The following is an 18058-nucleotide window of genomic DNA, read 5'->3' on the forward strand; positions in this document are numbered from 1 at the left end:
CTCGTGTAGCCGCTTCAAAAGAAAAAGGGAGCCGGTTCTCGGCTCCCTTTTACGAATGTGTCTCCCCGTCGGACTGGCCGACTTAGTTATTGGCAGAACGTTACGCAAGGGCGTGGCATCGGTCAACAGCCAAGACACAAAATTTGCGACCATTATCGGGGCGCTATGCGCATAACCCCATGAAAAAAGCCGTGCCCAGAGGCACGGCCAGTCTGACAGGGAGGAAGTTCATCCCCGGAACGGCACCTTCGCACCGGGAACGTTTCGACTATCGCAGCCAAAGGTTAAGTTTGTATGCTCCGCTCGGAACGTTCAAATTCGAGGCGTAAGGTAATGGACGAAAAGATATTTCTGGGCGGCGGTGGACCAGATTACGGTCAACCGCAAGGGTTGGCTCTGAAATACGCGAACAGGCACGGGCTGATAGCTGGCGCAACAGGAACCGGCAAGACAGTCTCGCTCCAGATTCTCGCAGAAGGATTTTCCGAAGCAGGCGTGCCAGTGTTTCTCGCAGATGTTAAAGGGGACCTTTCAGGACTCGCCCTGGCAGGTTCGGAAAGCCACAAACTGCACGAGGCATTCAAGTCCCGTGCGGAAACGATCGGGTTCCAAGACTATACCTATCGCGCCAGCCCGGTCACCTTTTGGGATCTGTTCGGCAAGCAAGGACACCCCGTGCGTACGACCGTAAGCGAAATGGGGCCGCTGCTGTTGGCAAGGCTTCTGGAATTGAGCGAGGCGCAGGAGGGGATCCTGAACATAGCTTTTCGCCTCGCCGACGAAGAAGGTTTGCCCTTGCTCGATCTCAAGGATCTGCAAGCCCTGCTTGTCTGGGTAGGCGAGAACCGCGCGAACCTGTCCTTGCGTTACGGAAACATTTCGACCGCGTCGATCGGAGCGATCCAGCGACGGCTTCTGGTGATCGAAAATCAGGGCGGCAACCGTTTGTTCGGGGAACCCGCGCTCGACCTGAACGACCTCATGCGCGTGGACCCGGACGGACGTGGGATGGTCAACATTCTCGCCGCTGACACACTCATGCGCGCACCCAGGCTGTACGCCACATTCCTGCTTTGGCTTTTGTCGGAATTGTTTGAAGATCTGCCAGAGGTCGGAGACCCTGACAAACCTCGCCTCGTGTTTTTCTTTGACGAGGCGCATTTGCTGTTTGAGGATGCCCCCAAAGCTTTGGTGGACAAGGTCGAGCAGGTTGCGCGACTGATCCGGTCCAAGGGCGTTGGCGTCTACTTCATCAGTCAGTCGCCAGCGGACATCCCCGAGGATATTCTAGGTCAGTTGGGCAATCGGGTTCAGCATGCTCTACGGGCATTCACTGCGCGGGATCGGCGTAACCTTGCCCGCGCGGCAGAAACCTATCGCGAGAACCCCGATTTCGATACTGAAGTCGCCATTCGCGAGGTCGGGGTTGGCGAAGCCGTGACGTCGATGCTGGAGAGAAAGGGCGTGCCGGGGATCGTTCAGCGCACCTTGATCCGCCCGCCATCCTCGCAACTTGGTCCAATCACCGAGAAGGAGCGGCGCGCAGTCCTGGCTGCCTCGGAACTCGCGGCAAAATACGATGCCACTGTGGATCGGCATTCCGCATACGAGATACTGGCCAAGCGAGCCGAGAACGCGGCATCAGAGGCCGAAAAGGCCGAAGCCTCATACGAGGAAGAGGTCGCCGCCGTTCGAGAGTACTCGGCGGCAAGGCGCTATAGCGGCACACGTGTCCAGCGTTCCTCTTCGAGGCGAGAGGTGACGCGCGACACATTCGGAAGCGCGCTCAGCGAAGCGGTCATCAAGGAACTGAAAGGCACAACAGGCCGCCGGATTGTGCGCGGTATATTGGGCGGACTATTCAAGGGCCGATGATATCCGCCAAAGCCAAAACCGTCGAAGGCTGAAAAGTATGATGGGCCAGAGCTCCTTATGAACTCTGGCCCGTTATGGTTCACTTTTCGGGTATCAGGCCTCTCGGACTGAAACGCAGGACCAATAGAAGTATCACTCCCATGGTCAGCAATCGCATATGCGCTGCGCTATCGATGAGGTGAAGACGCAATGCGCTGTCTTCGGCCATGCCTGACGTTATCAGCTGCATGACCCACAGTCCGATCGGCTCAACCTGTACCCACAGGAACCAGATGAGCATGGCCCCCAGAACGGCACCGAAGTTGTTGCCAGAGCCCCCCACGATCACCATCACCCAAACCAGGAAGGTGAAACGCAGCGGCTGGTAGCTGCCGGGCGTCAACTGACCGTCAAGCGTGGTCATCATGGCACCAGCAATCCCGCAGATCGCTGACCCCAGAACGAAGACCTGAAGATGACGGCGGGTTACGTCCTTGCCCATCGCCTCGGCCGCAACCTCGTTGTCGCGGATCGCGCGCATCATACGGCCCCAGGGGCTCTTGAGCGCCATCTGCGCCATCCAGAGGAGGATGAGCAGCACGATCAGGAACAGAACGGAATAGCCGACTTTGACGTAGAGGGTCGAAGCGGTAACAGGGTCGAGCCCCATGCCCGCCGCACGTTCGACGAAACCCGCATCTCCCTGCAGGTCGATTTCGTACGGAACGGGGCGGGGCAGGCCGATCACGTTCTTGACCCCACGGGCCAGCCAGTCTTCGTTCTTGAGGACGGCAATGATGATCTCCGCGATACCCAGAGTCGCGATGGCAAGGTAGTCAGACCGCAGACCGAGTGCGGTTTTTCCGATCAGCCAGGCCGCACCGGCTGCCAGCAACGCACCGGCGGGCCACGCTAGCAAGACCGGAAGGCCAAGACCCCCGATGTTGCCTGCTGCGGCCGGGTTGATCGCCTCAACAGCGGAAACGTTCGGATCGAATACCGCACGATAAAGGAAGAATCCGCCAATCAAGACGGCCAGCATCGCAAGCGTGCGTGCCGCGCCCTTAGGTACGCGTTGCGACACCAGAACCGCTGCGACGACCGTCGCTGCACCGAGCAACAGGGCAAGGATAATTCCCCAACCGCCTGCCGCCCACGCTTCAGGGCGCAGGTCGGTCGAAACCAGGACCACCGCAAGGCCGCCAAGCGCGACAAAGCCCATGACGCCCACGTTGAAGAGCCCTGCAAACCCCCATTGAAGGTTCACACCGATGGCCATAATCGCCGAGATCAGACCCATATTCATGATCAGCAGTGCCGAGTTCCAGCTTTGCATGAAACCGGTCAAAACGATCAGACCAGCCACAAAGGCGAACAGAAGCGTGTTCTTCATTGGTGCGCTCATACCGATTTCCCCCGGAAAAGGCCCGTCGGGCGGAACAGAAGCACGATCAGCAGGATCACGAAGCTGACGGCGAACTTGTAGTCAGTGCTCAGCAACTGCACGAGGCCTGAAGGCTCCGCACCCATATACTGCAGCACCTTTTTCCACGCATAGGTGATGGTCACCTCGGAAAAGGCGATGATGAACCCTCCGGCAATCGCCCCAAGCGGTGAACCGAGGCCCCCGACAATGGCCGACGCAAAGATCGGCAAAAGGAGCTGGAAATAGACAAAGGGTTTGAAGCTTTTGTCCAGCCCGTAAAGCACACCGGCAGTGGTGGCGAGGGCGGCCACGATCAACCACGTGTACATAACCACCCGTTCGGGGTTGATACCCGACAGAAGGGCGAGGTCCTCGTTGTCGGAATAGGCGCGCATCGATTTGCCGGTGCGGGTCTTGTTCAGGAACCAGAACAGCAGCACCACGGCAATCACGGCCACGATGACGGTGATACCTTGTGTTGTCTTGATCGTAAGGCCCTCGTCCAACCCGGTCATCTGTTTGAAATCCCGGGCGGAAATGATGAACCGTTCGCCATCCGCAAACCGTTGGTCGTCTGGTCCAATGATGAATCGGACAAGGCCGTTCATGATGAACATCACGCCCATCGATACGATCACAAGGATCACCGGTTTTGCCTTCTGTTCGCGGTAAAAACGATAGACCAGCCTGTCCGTGACCAGCAGCAAAGCGACACAGCCAAGAATGGCGAAGGGCAGGGCGAGAAGCGCGGTGGGAAGTGGCCCGAGGCCAATGCCCATCGCCTGAAACCACCAGGTCACCAGAACGGCGATCATTGCACCGAACGCCATGGTGTCGCCATGCGCGAAATTCGAGAAGCGCAGGATACCGTAAATTAGCGTCACGCCAAGCGCGCCAAGGGCAAGCTGGCTACCATATGCGATGCCGGGGATAAGTACGAAGTTGGAAAGCGCCACAAGGGCGTTGAGGAAATCCATGTCTCAGCCCCCCAGGAAGGATTTGCGCACTTCGGGGTCGGCCAAGAGTTCCTTGCCGGTCCCGGTATATGCGTTGCGGCCTTGCACAAGCACATAGCCTTTGTCCGCGATCTCAAGGGCTTGGCGCGCGTTCTGCTCGACCATCAGGATCGGCAGCCCTGTTCGGCTGACTTCGATAATACGGTCGAATAGCTCATCCATCACGATGGGTGAAACACCAGCGGTTGGTTCGTCTAGCATCAGGACCTTGGGCTGTGTCATCAACGCTCGGCCCACGGCGACCTGCTGACGCTGCCCGCCGGACAACTCACCAGCCGGTTGATGGCGTTTCTCTTTCAGGATCGGGAACAGCTCATAGACCTGCTCCATGGTCCCCGTGATGTCGTCGCGGCGGATGAAAGCCCCCATCTCAAGATTTTCCTCGACCGTCATCGAAGTGAAGATATTGGAGGTTTGCGGGACGAAACCCATGCCCTTGGTCACTCGGTCCTGAGGCGACAGTTGCGTGATGTCTTCGCCGTCCAGTCGAACCGAGCCGGAGCGAACATCAAGCATCCCGAAGATGGCCTTCATCGCAGTCGACTTGCCCGCACCGTTCGGCCCGACGATCACGGCGATCTCACCGGGATCTACGGCGACGGTGCACTCATGCAGGATATCAGGACCTTTGCCATACCCGCCGGTCATCGTATCGCCGATCAGGAACGGCCCGCCCTCGACGCGCGATGTAGCACCGCTTTTGCGGTGTGCAGGGGTCATCGTGCCCACGCCATGAGTGTTGGTGATCGATCGGTCCTTGTTGCCGCGCCCGTCCTGATAGGGATTGTCGCTATCGCTCATGCGCCGGCCTCCAACTGATCCTTGTTCTTGAGACCGGTTCCCAGGTACGCCTCGATCACCTGCTCGTTGGCCTTGATCTCTTCGAGTGTACCTTCGGCCAGAACCTTGCCCTCGGCCATACAGATCACTGGGTCGCAGAGCCGTCCAATGAAATCCATATCGTGCTCGATCACGACGAAGGTGTAGCCGCGTTCTTCGTTGAGCCGGATGATAGCATCACCGATTGTGTTCAAAAGCGTTCTGTTAACGCCAGCGCCAACTTCGTCCAGAAAGACGATCTTGGCATCAACCATCATTGTCCGCCCAAGCTCCAGCAGCTTTTTCTGGCCACCGGAAACCTGGCCGGCCTTGTGATCGGCAAGGTGCGAAATGGTCAGGAACTCGAGCACCTCATCGGCTTTTGCGGCGAGTGCGCGCTCTTCGTTCGCGATCCGCTTGCGGCCGAACCACGTGTTCCAAAGGCTTTCACCGGATTGAGCGCCGGGTACCATCATGAGGTTCTCGCGGCAGGACATCGAGCTGAACTCATGCGCGATCTGAAATGTGCGCAGCAGCCCCTTGTGGAAAAGTTCATGTGGCGGCAGGCCAGTGATGTCTTCGCCATCCATGGTGACCCGTCCGCTGGTCGGCTCCAGCACGCCGGCAATCACGTTGAACAGAGTGGTCTTGCCGGCTCCGTTCGGTCCGATAAGGCCGGTAATGGAACCCTTGGCGATTTCCAGCGATGCCCCGTCCACCGCATGGAACCCGCCGAAGTGCTTGTGCACGTCTTCGACGACGATCATGTCTTCCCCCGAAGCCGCCCGTTTTTTGTCGGCGGTCCTGTTGGTGTTGGTCCTTGCCTTCCGAAAAAGGTGCGGCCTTTTGTCATTGAAACAGCCCGGACACAAGGCCCGGGCTGCTCGATTTCAAGGATTCGCTTGGATCAACGATATCCGGCGGTCGTATCGTCGCCGCCTTCGTAGGCGATTTCGCGATAGTTGCCCGCGGCTTCGCCCGGTCCGATCAGCTCGACGCCGGTTGCGCCGACATAGTCGATGTCACCGCCGTTCTTGAGGATTTCCAGACCCTTGGCCAGTTCACCGACGCCGATCTGTTCGCCCGGAGCGTTGGCGACTTCCATCACCTTGTCCTTGTAATCGCCCGAATCCATCGAACCGGCAGCCTGCATTGCAAGCATGATCAGCGCGGCGGCGTCATAGGATTCCGGCGTAAAGGGCGAGGTCGAATCGAACGCGCCGTCAACAAGCTCGGCATAGGCGTTGGACAGTTCTTCGGACGGGCTGGGATGCGCACCCGAAGAGCCGTCGATCTCGGTTCCGAAATTCTCGAGCAGTTTCTCCGAAACCATACCGTCGGGGAAATGGAATGTATCAAATGCGCCCGAGTCGAGCGCAGCGCGCACGATGCCCGAACCACCCTGATCCACATAACCCGCAACGACCAGACGATCGCCGCCGGCAGAAGCCAGCGCACCGACTTCGGCCGAATAGTCCGCCTTGCCGTCTTCATGTGCAGCCGAGATGGTCACCGTGCCGCCCGCCGCTTCGAACGCTTGCTGGAAGCTGTCGGCGAGACCCTTTCCGTAATCGTTGTTGGTGTAGGTCACCGCGACTTCCTTTATGTCCTGATCCATCAGGATCTCGGTAATCACCGCACCCTGGCGTGCGTCGGACGGGGCGGTCCGGAAGAACAGGCCATTATCCTCGGCATCCGACAATGCAGGCGAAGTTGCCGACGGCGAAATCATCACCACGCCGTTCGGAACGGCAACGTTCGACAGGATCGCACCGGTCACGCCCGAGCAGTCTGCACCGACGATGCCGGAAACGCCGTCCGATGTGATGAGGCGCTCGGCGGCGGCTGTCGCTGCGCCCGCGTCGATGCAGGTCGAGTCTGCGCGAACGGGGGTCACTGATGCACCATCGAGCAGCATGCCGCTATCGGTGACTTCCTTCATCGCCAGTTCCGCGCCATCGGCCATGGAAGGCGTCAGCGATTCGATGGGGCCGGTGAAGCCCAGGATGATGCCGATCTTGACTTCCTTGCTGTGGCTGCCCGCGAAGGCCGAGCTTGCCAGCAGCGCGGTCGCGGCGGTTGCCGTAAGAAGCTTTTTCATGAGGTACTCCCTTGTTGGAACGATTTCGTTCTGAACCGACCCTATGCAGAGTGTTGAGAAAAGAAAAGTGTTATTGAAAGCCCTCAAATCGGGTTGGAATCCGACCCGTTCGGACCACTTCATAAAGGCGCAGTAAAGGAAGGCGGTCATGCGAATACTCGTAGTTCTGATCCTTTTCGCCTGGACGGGAATTGTTCAGGCACAGACGATTTCGACGGACGCGGGGCCTGCTCGTGTAGAGCGGGTGATCGATGGGCTGGACGTTCCATGGGCCATCGATTTTCTTCCCGACGGTAGCGTACTGGTAACGGAATTGTCGGGTGAGTTGTTGCTGTGGCGCGATGGCGAGACACAAACAGTCTCCGGTGTGCCGCGCGTCTGGGCGCGCGGGCAGGGCGGGCTTCTTGATGTCATGGTTCCACGCGACTTCTCCCGAACCCAAGAGATTTTTCTGACCTACGCCAAGGACCATTCCAACGGAGCGGCCACTGCCGTTGCGGTCGCGCGTCTCAGCACTGAGGGCGCTCGGCTGGAGAATGCGCGCACGATTTTCGAAGCAAGCTCAGGGAACTCCGGTGGCCGCCATTTCGGAAGCCGGGTCATCGAGGCGCCGGACGGGAAACTCTTCGTTACGATAGGTGAACGCGGAGATCGACCATCGGCACAGGACTTGTCCCGCCACAACGGATCGGTCATCCGGGTTAATCGAGATGGAACCGTGCCGTCGGACAACCCGTTCACCGGGCAATCGGGCGCGCAACCGGAAATCTGGAGCTTTGGCCATCGCAATCCACAAGGCGCATCCTTCGACAAAAGAGGCGGTTTATGGGTCGTCGAGCATGGCGCGCGTGGTGGTGATGAGGTCAATCGGGTTCAAAAGGGATATAATTACGGCTGGCCGGTCATCTCCTACGGTCGTCATTATTCCGGAGCAAAGATCGGAGAGGGTACATCCAAGCCGGGCATGGAGCAGCCCGAGTTCTATTGGGACCCTTCCATCGCGCCTTCGGGCATGACGGTCTATTCCGGTAAGCTTTGGCCGGAATGGCGGGGTGACCTTCTTGTCGGGTCTCTGAAGTTCGACATGATCTCACGTCTTTCCGGCAGCCCTTTGCGAGAGGTCGAAAGGATCGAAGCCGACGAGACCCTGAGGATCCGCGACGTGGTCGAAGCCCCCGATGGCGCAATCTGGTTCGCATCCGAGGGCCAAGGCGCTGTTTTCCGTATTACGCCTGCGAATTAGGTTTGCAATTCTTCTCGCGTGACGGCGAAATACGCGCTGTCACACCACTCATTCTCGCCATACAGAAAGTTCTGTTCGACATAAGCCGTCTGGCGAAAGCCGAGCTTTCGCAGAAGTTTCTCTGAGGCGGTGTTTCGAGGGTCGATCTGAGCGGTAAGTTCAGGAAGATCGCTGAACCGCTCGAACGCGCGAGGGAGAACAGCACATAAGGCTTCATGTGCCAAGCCTCGGCCCCAAAGGTCCGGTTGCAGGATATAGCCGATTTCCGGCGCGCCCCACACGCCAGCCTTGCCGATACACCGCCCGTCGAGATCGAGGATGAACTCGAAGCGGTCGTCTGACGGCCCGGTCATGAATCTCTCGAGAAAGCTGCGGGTCTCGGAAAGTTCGGTATGTGGCGGTCGGTCCCAGTAGCGCATGGCGCGCGGGTCCGAGAAGATCTCGTGCAGTGGGTCGAGGTCGTCGGAGCGACCGGAGCGCAGAAGCAGGCGGCGCGTACGGATCATACTGACAGGCGCGCTGCCTGTGTTCCGCGCTCGCGATACGGCGTCGTGTTGTAATGCGCGCGGTAGCATTTCGAGAAATGCGACGGCGATGCGAATCCGCAGGCGAGGGCCACGTTGATCACGCTCATGTCTGTCTGCATCAGAAGGTTGCGCGCTTTTTGCAGGCGCAGTTCCATGTAATAGCGTTTGGGCGAACGGTTGAGATAGCGCCGGAACAGACGCTCAAGCTGCCGGGTCGACATGCCGACATCCTTGGCGAGGATGGACGGGCTGATGGGTTCCTCGATGTTCTTTTCCATCATCTGGATGACCTGGCTCAGCTTGGGATGGCGTACTCCGATCCGGGTGGGTGTAGAGAGGCGCTGTGTGTCCTGATCCGTCCGGATCGTGGAATAGATCAGCTGGTCGGCGACCGCATTTCCAAGGTCTTCGCCATGATCATCCGCAATGATCTTGAGCATCAGGTCGATGGAAGAGGTTCCTCCGGCGGTTGTCATCCGCGTGCCATCGATCTGGAACACCGATTTGGTCAGGTTCACCTCCTCGAATTCCTCGGCAAAGCTGTCCGCGTTCTCCCAGTGAATCGTGGCGCGCTTGCCATCAAGCAACCCGGCCTTGGCCAGAGAATAGGCAGCGGTGCACAAACCGCCCATCGCCAGCCCCTTGCGCGCTTCGCGCCGGAGCCATCCAAGCAGGCGCTTTGTGGTGGCCTTCTGCACGTCGATGCCGCCGCACACGAGAATCGTATCCTCGCGCGATAACTCGTCGAGGTCTCCGTCCAGTTTGAATGCGGTACCTGCCGAACAGCGTATCAGGTCACCGCCTTCGCCAACCAGCCGCCAGGAATACAGCTCACGCCCCGCCATGCGGTTGGCGATGCGCAGGCTCTCCAGCGCGGCGGAAAAGCAAAGCATCGTGAAGTTGTCGAGAAGCACGAAGACGAAGCGACGTGGTTTGTCCGGATTGGTTTTTACATCGACAGTTCGACGTTGCTCTTTCATGTCCGGACGTCCCCTGGTCAAAGAACAGCATGCGCATTCCGACGCTGTGCCGATCACCTTGCTCAAAGCTTGTTTCCGACGTCAAGAGGCGCAAATCACGTATGGTCACTTGGGACGCCATTTTGTATAGAAGCCCCCTGAAACCTTCTCAGCGGAGACGAGAGAAATGAGCGAGTGGCAGAAATCGACCTGGCGCACCAAGCCGAGGGTTCAGATGCCTGAGTATACCGACGCGGACGCTTTGGCGCGTGTCGAAAACCAGCTCGCCAAGTACCCGCCGCTTGTATTCGCCGGCGAGGCGCGTCGTCTGAAAACGCATCTTGCCGCAGCAGGCCGTGGCGAGGCATTCCTGTTGCAGGGCGGCGATTGCGCCGAAAGCTTTGAGCAGTTCAGCGCGGACGCGATCCGCGACACGTTCAAGGTGATGCTGCAGATGGCCATGGTGCTGACCTATGGTGCCAAGGTGCCTGTGGTTAAGGTTGGTCGTATGGCCGGGCAATTCGCCAAGCCGCGCAGTGCGCCGACCGAAGTTGTCGAGGGCGTCGAACTGCCCAGCTACCGCGGTGACATCATCAACGACCTGGCATTCACGCCCGAGGCGCGGATTCCTGATCCGAACAAGATGCTGCAGGCCTACACGCAGGCAGCGGCGACACTGAACTTGTTGCGCGCTTTCTCTACGGGCGGTTTCGCGGATATGAGCCGCGTGCATTCCTGGACCCTCGGTTTCACCGATGAACAGGACGTGCGCAAGTATTCCGAGATCGCCGACCGCATTCAGGACACGATCGATTTCATGAATGCGGCGGGTATTTCCGCGGACACCACGCATGAATTTTCGACCGTGGAATTCTACACCAGCCACGAAGGTCTGTTGCTGGAGTACGAAGAGGCACTGACGCGGCTCGACTCCACTTCGGGCAACTGGCTGGCCGGCTCCGGGCACATGATCTGGATTGGCGACCGGACACGTCAGCCGGATGGTGCGCACGTCGAGTTCTGTCGTGGTGTTCTCAATCCCATCGGATTGAAATGCGGGCCGAGCACGACACCCGATGACCTGAAGGCCCTGATGGCAAAGCTGAACCCGAACAACGAAGAAGGGCGATTGACCCTAATCGCGCGCTTCGGTGTCGGGAAGGTGGCCGAGCATCTGCCGCGACTGATCCGAGCGGTAGAGGAAGAAGGGGCCAAGGTCACTTGGGTTTGCGACCCAATGCACGGAAACACGATCAAGTCGGCCACAGGTTACAAAACCCGGCAGTTCCAGTCGGTTCTTGGCGAAGTACGGGAGTTCTTTTCGGTCCACGAGGCCGAGGGCACCATTCCGGGCGGCGTACATTTCGAGATGACGGGACAGGACGTGACCGAATGCACGGGTGGTGTACGTGCCGTGACCGAAGAGGGGCTTTCGGCACGCTATCACACGGCGTGTGATCCGCGTTTGAACGCCAGCCAGTCGCTTGAGTTGGCCTTCCTCGTGGCCGAAGAGCTTTCCAAGCTTTACCGTGGCCGCCAAAAACGTGCGGCAGGGTAAGTGATGTTCCGCGGCGGCGCTCCTTGTCGCCGCGGTTCTTCGATCAGTTGTCTTGGGACGATACAAGCCGCAGGGCTGGCCGAACCAAAGGTTTCTGGTCTTCAGAAAACCCCGCCACAACTGTTCGCAGAATTGGTTCGGCTTGTTCCCGGGCGGGCTTGCCAAGTTTTCTCAGGTCGGTCTGCGTGATCGACAAATGGCAAAGCGGTGTCGCTCTGATCCCGTCGCAGAGCATGACACCCAAGGCCCGGCTGACCTCTCCCTGATCAGACCTCAACGGTAACAGCACCATCCGCGCCTCGCCGAGAGGACGTCCCATGCGGGTGTGAGCGGCAAGCGACAATTGGGCAATTGCGGGTGCGTCGAACACATGTTCCAGAACGGCACTGATCTCCCGCCGGCCGGAAGGTGTAAAAAAGGCGGTGAGTGGCATACCGCGCACTTCCATCCCCGCAAGGCTGTTGAGAGTCTGGCCGGCAAGACGAAATCGCGCAATTCCGGGGGCTATCCTCTCAAGGATAAAGCAGTCTGACAGGATGTTCCCGAGCCCTCTTGGATCGACATCCGAACGGCGCGGGATATCGCCATCGTGGCGAAGTGCTTGCCAGTAGGCCTCTGCCTGCCGGATAGGCGACAAGCCTTTCCCAGTCCGAAAACGGTCCATGAAAACGACATTCCCCTCATCGAATTCAGTTGCCAGCCGATTGGTGGCAGGTCGTTCGCTAGCCTTCATCGTTACATTCCCCCGCTGTGTCCGCCCCCTCAGGCAACCAGCCGATCCTGGATGGTTACCTGAAACCTAAGGTGCCACGGGTTTTCGCAAAATTGGAGCTTTTCGTTAATGAATGGTTAACTGCTCAGGTTGTGAAACAGTGTCTTCACGGGCTTGCCCCCTGCGGCGTGATGGCATTAGGTGCGGCAACCGGGCGGATGGACCGTGCGGAGCAGAAGCGGGAGGGATCGAATGATCCGGTCCATGACGGGTTTTGCGTCTGCCAAGGGTGCGTATGGCAGTTTCCAATGGAACTGGGAGTTGCGTGGGGTCAACGCCAAGGGGCTGGATATGCGGCTGCGCGCACCCGACTGGCTCGAAGGGCTGGAGGCCGCGCTGCGCGCGGAGATCGGTAAGGCCGTTTCCCGAGGCAACGTGACCTTGTCGTTGCGCCTTGCAAGGATCGAAGCCGGGGCCGAGGTGTCGCTGAACCGCGCCGCCCTTTCGTCGGTTCTCGACGCCTTGGGCGAGGTCGAGGCCGAAGCTGCACGCCGCAAGATCCCGCTCGCCCCATCACGCGCCACCGATCTCATTGCTTTGCGCGGTGTCATGGAGGTTGGTAGCGGTGACGAGGACCCTGCACCGTTGGTGACGCAACTAAAGGCTGAATTTCCGGCATTGCTGGAAAGCTTTGTTGAAATGCGCGAGACGGAAGGCCGCGCCTTGGAGGAGATACTCCGCGATCAACTTTCGCGCATCGCAACGTTGACAACAAAAGCAGCTGAACTCGCCGAGGCGCGCCGACCGCAGATGGCCGCGACCTTGCGCGCCAATCTTGCACGTGTGCTTGAAAATGCCGACGGGGCCGAACCCGATCGCGTGGCGCAGGAATTGGCGCTGCTGTCGGTAAAGGCTGATGTCACGGAAGAGATCGACCGGCTCGGCGCCCATGTGGATGCCGCGCGTGCCTTGCTCGATCAGGGAGGTGCGGTGGGACGCAAGCTGGATTTCCTGATGCAGGAGTTCAACCGTGAGGCCAACACCTTGTGTTCCAAGGCTCAGAACGCGGAACTGACCGCTGCGGGTTTGGACCTCAAGGCGCTGATCGACCAGATGCGTGAACAGGTTCAGAACGTGGAGTGACTGATATGGCGGACCGGCGCGGACTTCTCATAATTCTCTCTTCGCCATCCGGGGCGGGAAAGTCGACTTTGGCGAAACGACTGCGCGCTTGGGACCCGTCGATCGTGTTCTCCGTGAGCGCGACCACGCGTGCTCCTCGTCCGGGCGAAGTGGATGGCAACGACTATCACTTCTATACCGAGCCACAGTTCAAGACGGCGGTGAAAGAAGACCGCATGTTGGAACACGCGCATGTGTTCGGCAATTTTTACGGATCACCACGCGGACCCGTCGAAGATGCGATCAATTCAGGGCAAGACGTGCTGTTCGACATTGACTGGCAAGGCGCACAGCAGATTCGCAACTCCGGCTTGGGGCAGCATACGCTGTCGATCTTCCTTCTGCCGCCTTCGATTCGGGAATTGCGGCGCAGGCTGGAAAGCCGCGCGCAGGACGACGCCGAAACCATCCAGCGTCGCATGCAGAAAAGCTGGGACGAAATCAGCCATTGGGGCAGCTATGATCATGTTCTGATCAACGATGATCTGGATGCGACCGAGGCTGCGTTGAAAACCATTATCACGGCCACCCGCCTGAAGCGTATCCAGCAGCCGCATCTGACAGATCACGTGCGCGCCCTTCAGGCCGAGTTCGAGGAGTTGACATGACCATTTACGCACTTGGGGACGACGTTCCACGGATACACGACGATACCTGGGTCGCGCCGGACGCCAACCTGGTTGGCAAGGTCGTTCTGGAAGCCGGCGCATCGGTCTGGTTCGGGGTGACGATCCGCGCAGATCATGAAGAGATCCGCGTCGGCGAAGGATCGAACGTGCAGGAAAACTGCGTCATGCATATTGATGCCGGTTATCCGCTGACCATCGGACGTGACTGCACCATCGGGCACAAGGTCATGCTGCATGGCTGCACGATCGGCGACAACACGTTGATAGGTATGGGTGCGATCATCCTGAACGGTGCCAAGATCGGAAAGAACTGCCTGATCGGTGCCGGTGCCCTCGTTACTGAAAACAAGGTGATCCCGGACAATTCTCTGGTCATGGGTGCGCCCGGCAAGGTGGTTCGCGAGATCGATGCCGCGCAGGCGCAACGCATCCAGATGAGCGCCGTCTATTACCGCGAGAACATGCGGAAATTCCGCGAAACCATGCGTGAGGTAAAATGAACCGCAATTCCAAGGGCTCGATCATCCGGCCTGACCCTCTGCCCGAAAGCGCCAGCCGTCCGGTCGTAACGCCGCTCAGCCCCTCCGTTGTCTATGCGAGCGACACCCCTGACGCGCTTGATGACCAGTATGAGGGCAGGGTGCACGGATACACTTATTCCCGCGAGGGTCACCCGAACGCTGATGTCGTCGCAAAGCGACTGGATGCGATGGAAGGTGTTCAAGGTGGCTGGGTGACAGGGTCGGGAATGGCCGCGGTAACAGCCGCCCTTTTGGGTATCCTGAAAGCGGGCGACCATGTGATCGGCGGCAACCAGCTTTACGGCCGGTCGCTGCGGATGATGAAAGAAGATCTGCCGCGTCTAGGCATCGCCACTTCTCTGGCCGATCCTGGCGATGTGGCGGCGGTCGCTGCGCATATCAGGCCCGAGACACGTATGATCCTGGTCGAGGTCGTATCCAACCCGACCTTGAGGGTGGCCGATATTGACGGGCTTGCCGAGCTCTGTCGGGAACGCGGCATTCTTTTTGCGGTCGACAACACCTTCACCACGCCGCGCGCTTTTCGGCCCTTCGATCACGGCGCGGATATCGTGATTCATTCCATCACGAAGCTGCTTGCCGGACATTCCGATGTAATGCTTGGCTACGTTGTGGCGCGCGAACCGGCCCTCAATGAACGTCTGCGCGTTTTCTCGGTCACGACCGGCCTGACGCCGAGCCCTTTCGACTGTTGGCTGGCGGAACGCGGCATGCTGTCCTTCGATCTGCGGTTCGATCGGGCGCAAAGTACGGCGATTGCACTGGCCGACCACCTTTCAGGGCTGTCGGGTGTAAAACGTGTTCTCTATCCGACCCGGGACGATCACCCTGACCGGACCCGAGGTGACGCATTGCTGAAGGGGCAGGGCTGCAACATGGTCAGCTTTGAACTTGAAGGAGGGCGCGCAGCGGCCAACGCTTTTACCCGCGCCGCAGAGGGGTTGAGCTTTGCGCCGACCCTCGGTGACGTGGGCACCACGCTGTCGCATCCCGCCTCCTCGTCTCACCGGGCGTTGACCGCGGAGGAGCGGCGTGAACTCGCGATTTCCGAAGGCTTCTTCCGAGTCTCCGTGGGTCTGGAAGACCCGGAAAAGTTGAAAGAAGTGTTCGAACTCGCTGTATCCGAGGCCATGTCCGCATGATCGTTACACGCGGACGGTAAGTCACGGAGGCGACCCGTAGTGCGGAGGTGGAGATGACCCAGGAACTGATCGACGACCTCTTGGCGGCCGTTCCGCTGCCGGCCCTGCTTGTCGATCAATCCGAACGTATCATCGCCGCAAATGCCGAGGCCTTGACCCTGCTGGGGCAGCAGATCACGGGCCGTCATTTCGCAACCTATCTGCGCCAGCCGCAGCTAATCGAAGCGATCGAGCAAAGCCTGCGCATCAAGGGTCCGGTGCGCACACGCTACCTTGCAAATGACGGGGCGCAGGACACGACCTTCGACGTGTCCTGCCGATATGTCCGCGGCATTGGCGCCGTTCTTGGTGGCGCGGTTCTCATCAGCTTCGTCGACGTGACCGATATGGAGCAGGCCGGACAGATGCGACGGGATTTCGTCGCCAATGTCAGCCACGAGCTTCGCACACCGCTCACCGCATTGATGGGATTCATCGAGACGCTTCGCGGCCCGGCCCGAAATGACGAAAAGGCGCGTGATCGTTTCCTTGAAATCATGGAAGCGGAGGCCAGCCGCATGAACCGATTGGTGGGGGATCTGCTTTCTCTCAATCGCGTCGAAAGCGAAGAGCGCGTGCGTCCGCGCGAACAACTCGATCTGCGCGCGCTGCTCGAATCGACCTCGGCCTCGCTAAGGCCACTTGCCCAAAGCGCAGGTGTCGAATTGACGTTGGACGCGCCGGCCGAACAGGTGATTGTGAACGGAGACGCCGACCAACTGCGGCAGGTCTTCACGAACCTGCTGGAGAACGCCTTGAAATATGGTGCAAGCGGCGGGCGTGTTGAGATCATCGTGAGCACGGCTGAACGTGACCCAGCCCTGCGAGGGCCAGGCGCACGCGTACAGGTACGCGACCACGGTGCGGGAATTGACCCGGTGCATCTGCCCAGGCTGACCGAACGTTTCTACCGCGCCGACAATCATCGTTCCCGCGAATTGGGCGGCACCGGTCTGGGCCTTGCCATCGTCAAGCATATCGTGAACCGACACAGGGGCAGGCTGAGGGTAGAGAGCGAGCTGGGGCAGGGCGCAGCCTTCACTGTTATCCTGCCGGTCGAGCAAAATTAATTTTGCTGACTTAACGGCAAGACTCACTTTGTCATAATCCTGTTACGTACATGACACAAAAGCCTCACCGATCGTCACTACCCGTGGCGTGAGATCATCGCTGGGGGTGATCGACCAATTCACTCAACCAAGGAGACTGGAATGTCTTTTGTGAAACTGTCGGCTTCGGCGCTGGCAATCGCCGCCGTTTCGGCAACCGCTGCTGCAGCCCGTGACAATGTGCAGATCGCCGGTTCGTCGACCGTGCTGCCCTATGCCTCGATCGTTGCGGAACTGTTCGGTGACAACACCGATTTCCCGACCCCCGTCGTCGAGTCGGGCGGTTCCTCTGCTGGTCTGAAGCGTTTCTGCGAAGGCGTTGGCGAGAACACCATCGACGTGGCAAACGCATCGCGTGCGATCCGTGAAAAAGAGATCAAGGCGTGTGCCGAGAACGGCGTTACCGACATCATCGAAGTGCGCATCGGCTATGACGGCATCGTCTTCGCCAGCCAGCAGTCGGGCCCCGCATTCACCGCGTTCGAGCCGGCGGACATCTACAACGCCATCGGCGCCAAGGTTCTGAAAGATGGCGAACTGGTCGAAAACACCTACGAGAGCTGGACCGAGTTCAACGGCGAGCTGCCCGATGCACCGATCGCCATGTTCATCCCCGGCACCAAGCACGGCACCCGTGAAGTGTTTGAAGACAAGGTTCTGCTGGCCGGCTGCGAATCCACTGGCGCAATGGAAGCCATGATGGAAGGCGGCATGGACGAGGATGCGGCCGAGGATGCATGCCTCGACGTTCGTCAGGACGGCAAGTCGGTCGATATCGACGGCGACTACACCGAAACCCTGTCGCGCATCGACACCAACCCGAACGGCGTTGGCGTTTTTGGCCTGGCGTTTTACGAGAACAACCTCGACAAGCTCAAGGTCGCGACCATGTCCGGTATTTCGCCTTCGACCGAGACCATCTCGACCGGCGAATACCCCGTATCGCGTCCGCTGTTCTTCTACGTCAAGAAAGCGCATATCGGCGTGATCCCGGGCCTGAAGGAATACGCGCAGTTCTTCGTTGCTGACGAGATTGCCGGCTCCTCCGGCCCGCTTTCCAACTATGGCCTGGTTGCCGACCCCGAGCTGGCAGCCACACAGGAAATGATCGCCAACGAAGTAACCATGGGCGAAAACATGTAATTCGGGCCACCGCCCGAATGATGGGGAGCGGCGTGCGCGTCGCTCCCTTACCCTTCT

17 protein-coding genes are annotated in these 18058 nt (G+C 59.3%); 9 read left to right on the plus strand and 8 right to left on the minus strand.

Going from position 1 to position 18058, the window contains the following annotated elements; genetic code table 11:
- Positions 1-333 precede the first annotated feature (333 nt).
- Entirely contained in the window at positions 334-1875 is a 1542-nt protein-coding gene (locus tag ACFORG_RS22440) for a helicase HerA-like domain-containing protein (RefSeq protein ID WP_386737823.1), read from the plus strand.
- Between the two features lie 79 nt (positions 1876-1954).
- Here ACFORG_RS22440 and ACFORG_RS22445 read toward each other — a convergent pair whose 3' ends face one another.
- The 5 genes from ACFORG_RS22445 to ACFORG_RS22465 form a co-directional block, all read right to left on the minus strand.
- Positions 1955-3259: a branched-chain amino acid ABC transporter permease gene (locus ACFORG_RS22445; protein WP_386737824.1), complete on the minus strand. Its 1305-nt coding sequence runs from the start codon at positions 3257-3259 to the stop codon at positions 1955-1957.
- Positions 3256-4257 (minus strand): branched-chain amino acid ABC transporter permease, encoded by a 1002-nt coding sequence (locus ACFORG_RS22450; RefSeq protein WP_386737825.1) that lies wholly within the window; start codon positions 4255-4257, stop codon positions 3256-3258. The genes ACFORG_RS22445 and ACFORG_RS22450 overlap by 4 nt, the downstream gene beginning before the upstream one ends.
- 3 nt (positions 4258-4260) lie before the next feature.
- On the minus strand, positions 4261-5097 hold the full coding sequence (locus tag ACFORG_RS22455) for an ABC transporter ATP-binding protein (RefSeq protein WP_386737826.1): 837 nt from the start codon (positions 5095-5097) through the stop codon (positions 4261-4263).
- Complete coding sequence (locus ACFORG_RS22460) at positions 5094-5882, minus strand: ABC transporter ATP-binding protein (RefSeq protein ID WP_386737827.1); 789 nt, start codon at positions 5880-5882, stop codon at positions 5094-5096. The genes ACFORG_RS22455 and ACFORG_RS22460 overlap by 4 nt, the downstream gene beginning before the upstream one ends.
- Before the next feature lie 140 nt (positions 5883-6022).
- Positions 6023-7216, minus strand: coding sequence for an ABC transporter substrate-binding protein (locus ACFORG_RS22465; protein WP_386737829.1), 1194 nt, complete (start codon positions 7214-7216; stop codon positions 6023-6025).
- Between the two features lie 148 nt (positions 7217-7364).
- Between ACFORG_RS22465 and ACFORG_RS22470 the strand changes: the two genes are divergently transcribed.
- Positions 7365-8459: a PQQ-dependent sugar dehydrogenase gene (locus ACFORG_RS22470; RefSeq protein WP_386737830.1), complete on the plus strand. Its 1095-nt coding sequence runs from the start codon at positions 7365-7367 to the stop codon at positions 8457-8459.
- Here ACFORG_RS22470 and ACFORG_RS22475 read toward each other — a convergent pair.
- Positions 8456-8965, minus strand: coding sequence for a GNAT family N-acetyltransferase (locus ACFORG_RS22475; RefSeq protein WP_386737831.1), 510 nt, complete (start codon positions 8963-8965; stop codon positions 8456-8458). The two genes, ACFORG_RS22470 and ACFORG_RS22475, sit on opposite strands and share 4 nt — an antisense overlap.
- Positions 8962-9966: a GlxA family transcriptional regulator gene (locus ACFORG_RS22480; protein WP_386737832.1), complete on the minus strand. Its 1005-nt coding sequence runs from the start codon at positions 9964-9966 to the stop codon at positions 8962-8964. The genes ACFORG_RS22475 and ACFORG_RS22480 overlap by 4 nt, the downstream gene beginning before the upstream one ends.
- Before the next feature lie 166 nt (positions 9967-10132).
- On the opposite strand from ACFORG_RS22480, the gene ACFORG_RS22485 reads away from it, so the two are divergent.
- Positions 10133-11503, plus strand: a complete 1371-nt coding sequence (locus ACFORG_RS22485; RefSeq protein ID WP_386737833.1) for a class II 3-deoxy-7-phosphoheptulonate synthase — start codon at positions 10133-10135, stop codon at positions 11501-11503.
- A gap of 43 nt (positions 11504-11546) precedes the next feature.
- Here the strand turns inward: ACFORG_RS22485 and ACFORG_RS22490 are convergent, their stop codons facing one another.
- A complete protein-coding gene (locus ACFORG_RS22490; protein ID WP_386737834.1) occupies positions 11547-12236 on the minus strand; it encodes a PAS domain-containing protein in 690 nt (229 codons plus the stop codon).
- Positions 12237-12467: 231 nt separating this feature from the next.
- On the opposite strand from ACFORG_RS22490, the gene ACFORG_RS22495 reads away from it, so the two are divergent.
- The 6 genes from ACFORG_RS22495 (at position 12468) to ACFORG_RS22520 (ending at position 18001) form a co-directional block, all read left to right on the plus strand.
- Positions 12468-13358 (plus strand): YicC/YloC family endoribonuclease, encoded by an 891-nt coding sequence (locus tag ACFORG_RS22495; protein ID WP_386737835.1) that lies wholly within the window; start codon positions 12468-12470, stop codon positions 13356-13358.
- Between the two features lie 5 nt (positions 13359-13363).
- Positions 13364-14005 (plus strand): guanylate kinase, encoded by a 642-nt coding sequence (gene gmk, locus ACFORG_RS22500; RefSeq protein WP_386737836.1) that lies wholly within the window; start codon positions 13364-13366, stop codon positions 14003-14005.
- Positions 14002-14526, plus strand: a complete 525-nt coding sequence (locus tag ACFORG_RS22505; protein WP_386737837.1) for a gamma carbonic anhydrase family protein — start codon at positions 14002-14004, stop codon at positions 14524-14526. Before gmk ends, ACFORG_RS22505 begins: the two co-directional genes overlap by 4 nt.
- Complete coding sequence (locus tag ACFORG_RS22510; protein WP_386737838.1) at positions 14523-15710, plus strand: trans-sulfuration enzyme family protein; 1188 nt, start codon at positions 14523-14525, stop codon at positions 15708-15710. Before ACFORG_RS22505 ends, ACFORG_RS22510 begins: the two co-directional genes overlap by 4 nt.
- A 53-nt stretch (positions 15711-15763) precedes the next feature.
- The gene (locus tag ACFORG_RS22515) at positions 15764-16819 is read left to right on the plus strand and encodes a sensor histidine kinase (RefSeq protein WP_386737839.1); all 1056 of its coding nucleotides are present in this window, start codon (positions 15764-15766) and stop codon (positions 16817-16819) included.
- A 141-nt stretch (positions 16820-16960) separates the two neighbouring features.
- On the plus strand, positions 16961-18001 hold the full coding sequence (locus ACFORG_RS22520; protein WP_386737840.1) for a substrate-binding domain-containing protein: 1041 nt from the start codon (positions 16961-16963) through the stop codon (positions 17999-18001).
- The last annotated feature ends 57 nt before the right edge of the window (positions 18002-18058 follow it).

The sequence above is a fragment of the Lutimaribacter marinistellae genome, from assembly GCF_042648365.1.
Lineage (GTDB): Bacteria > Pseudomonadota > Alphaproteobacteria > Rhodobacterales > Rhodobacteraceae > Lutimaribacter_A > Lutimaribacter_A marinistellae.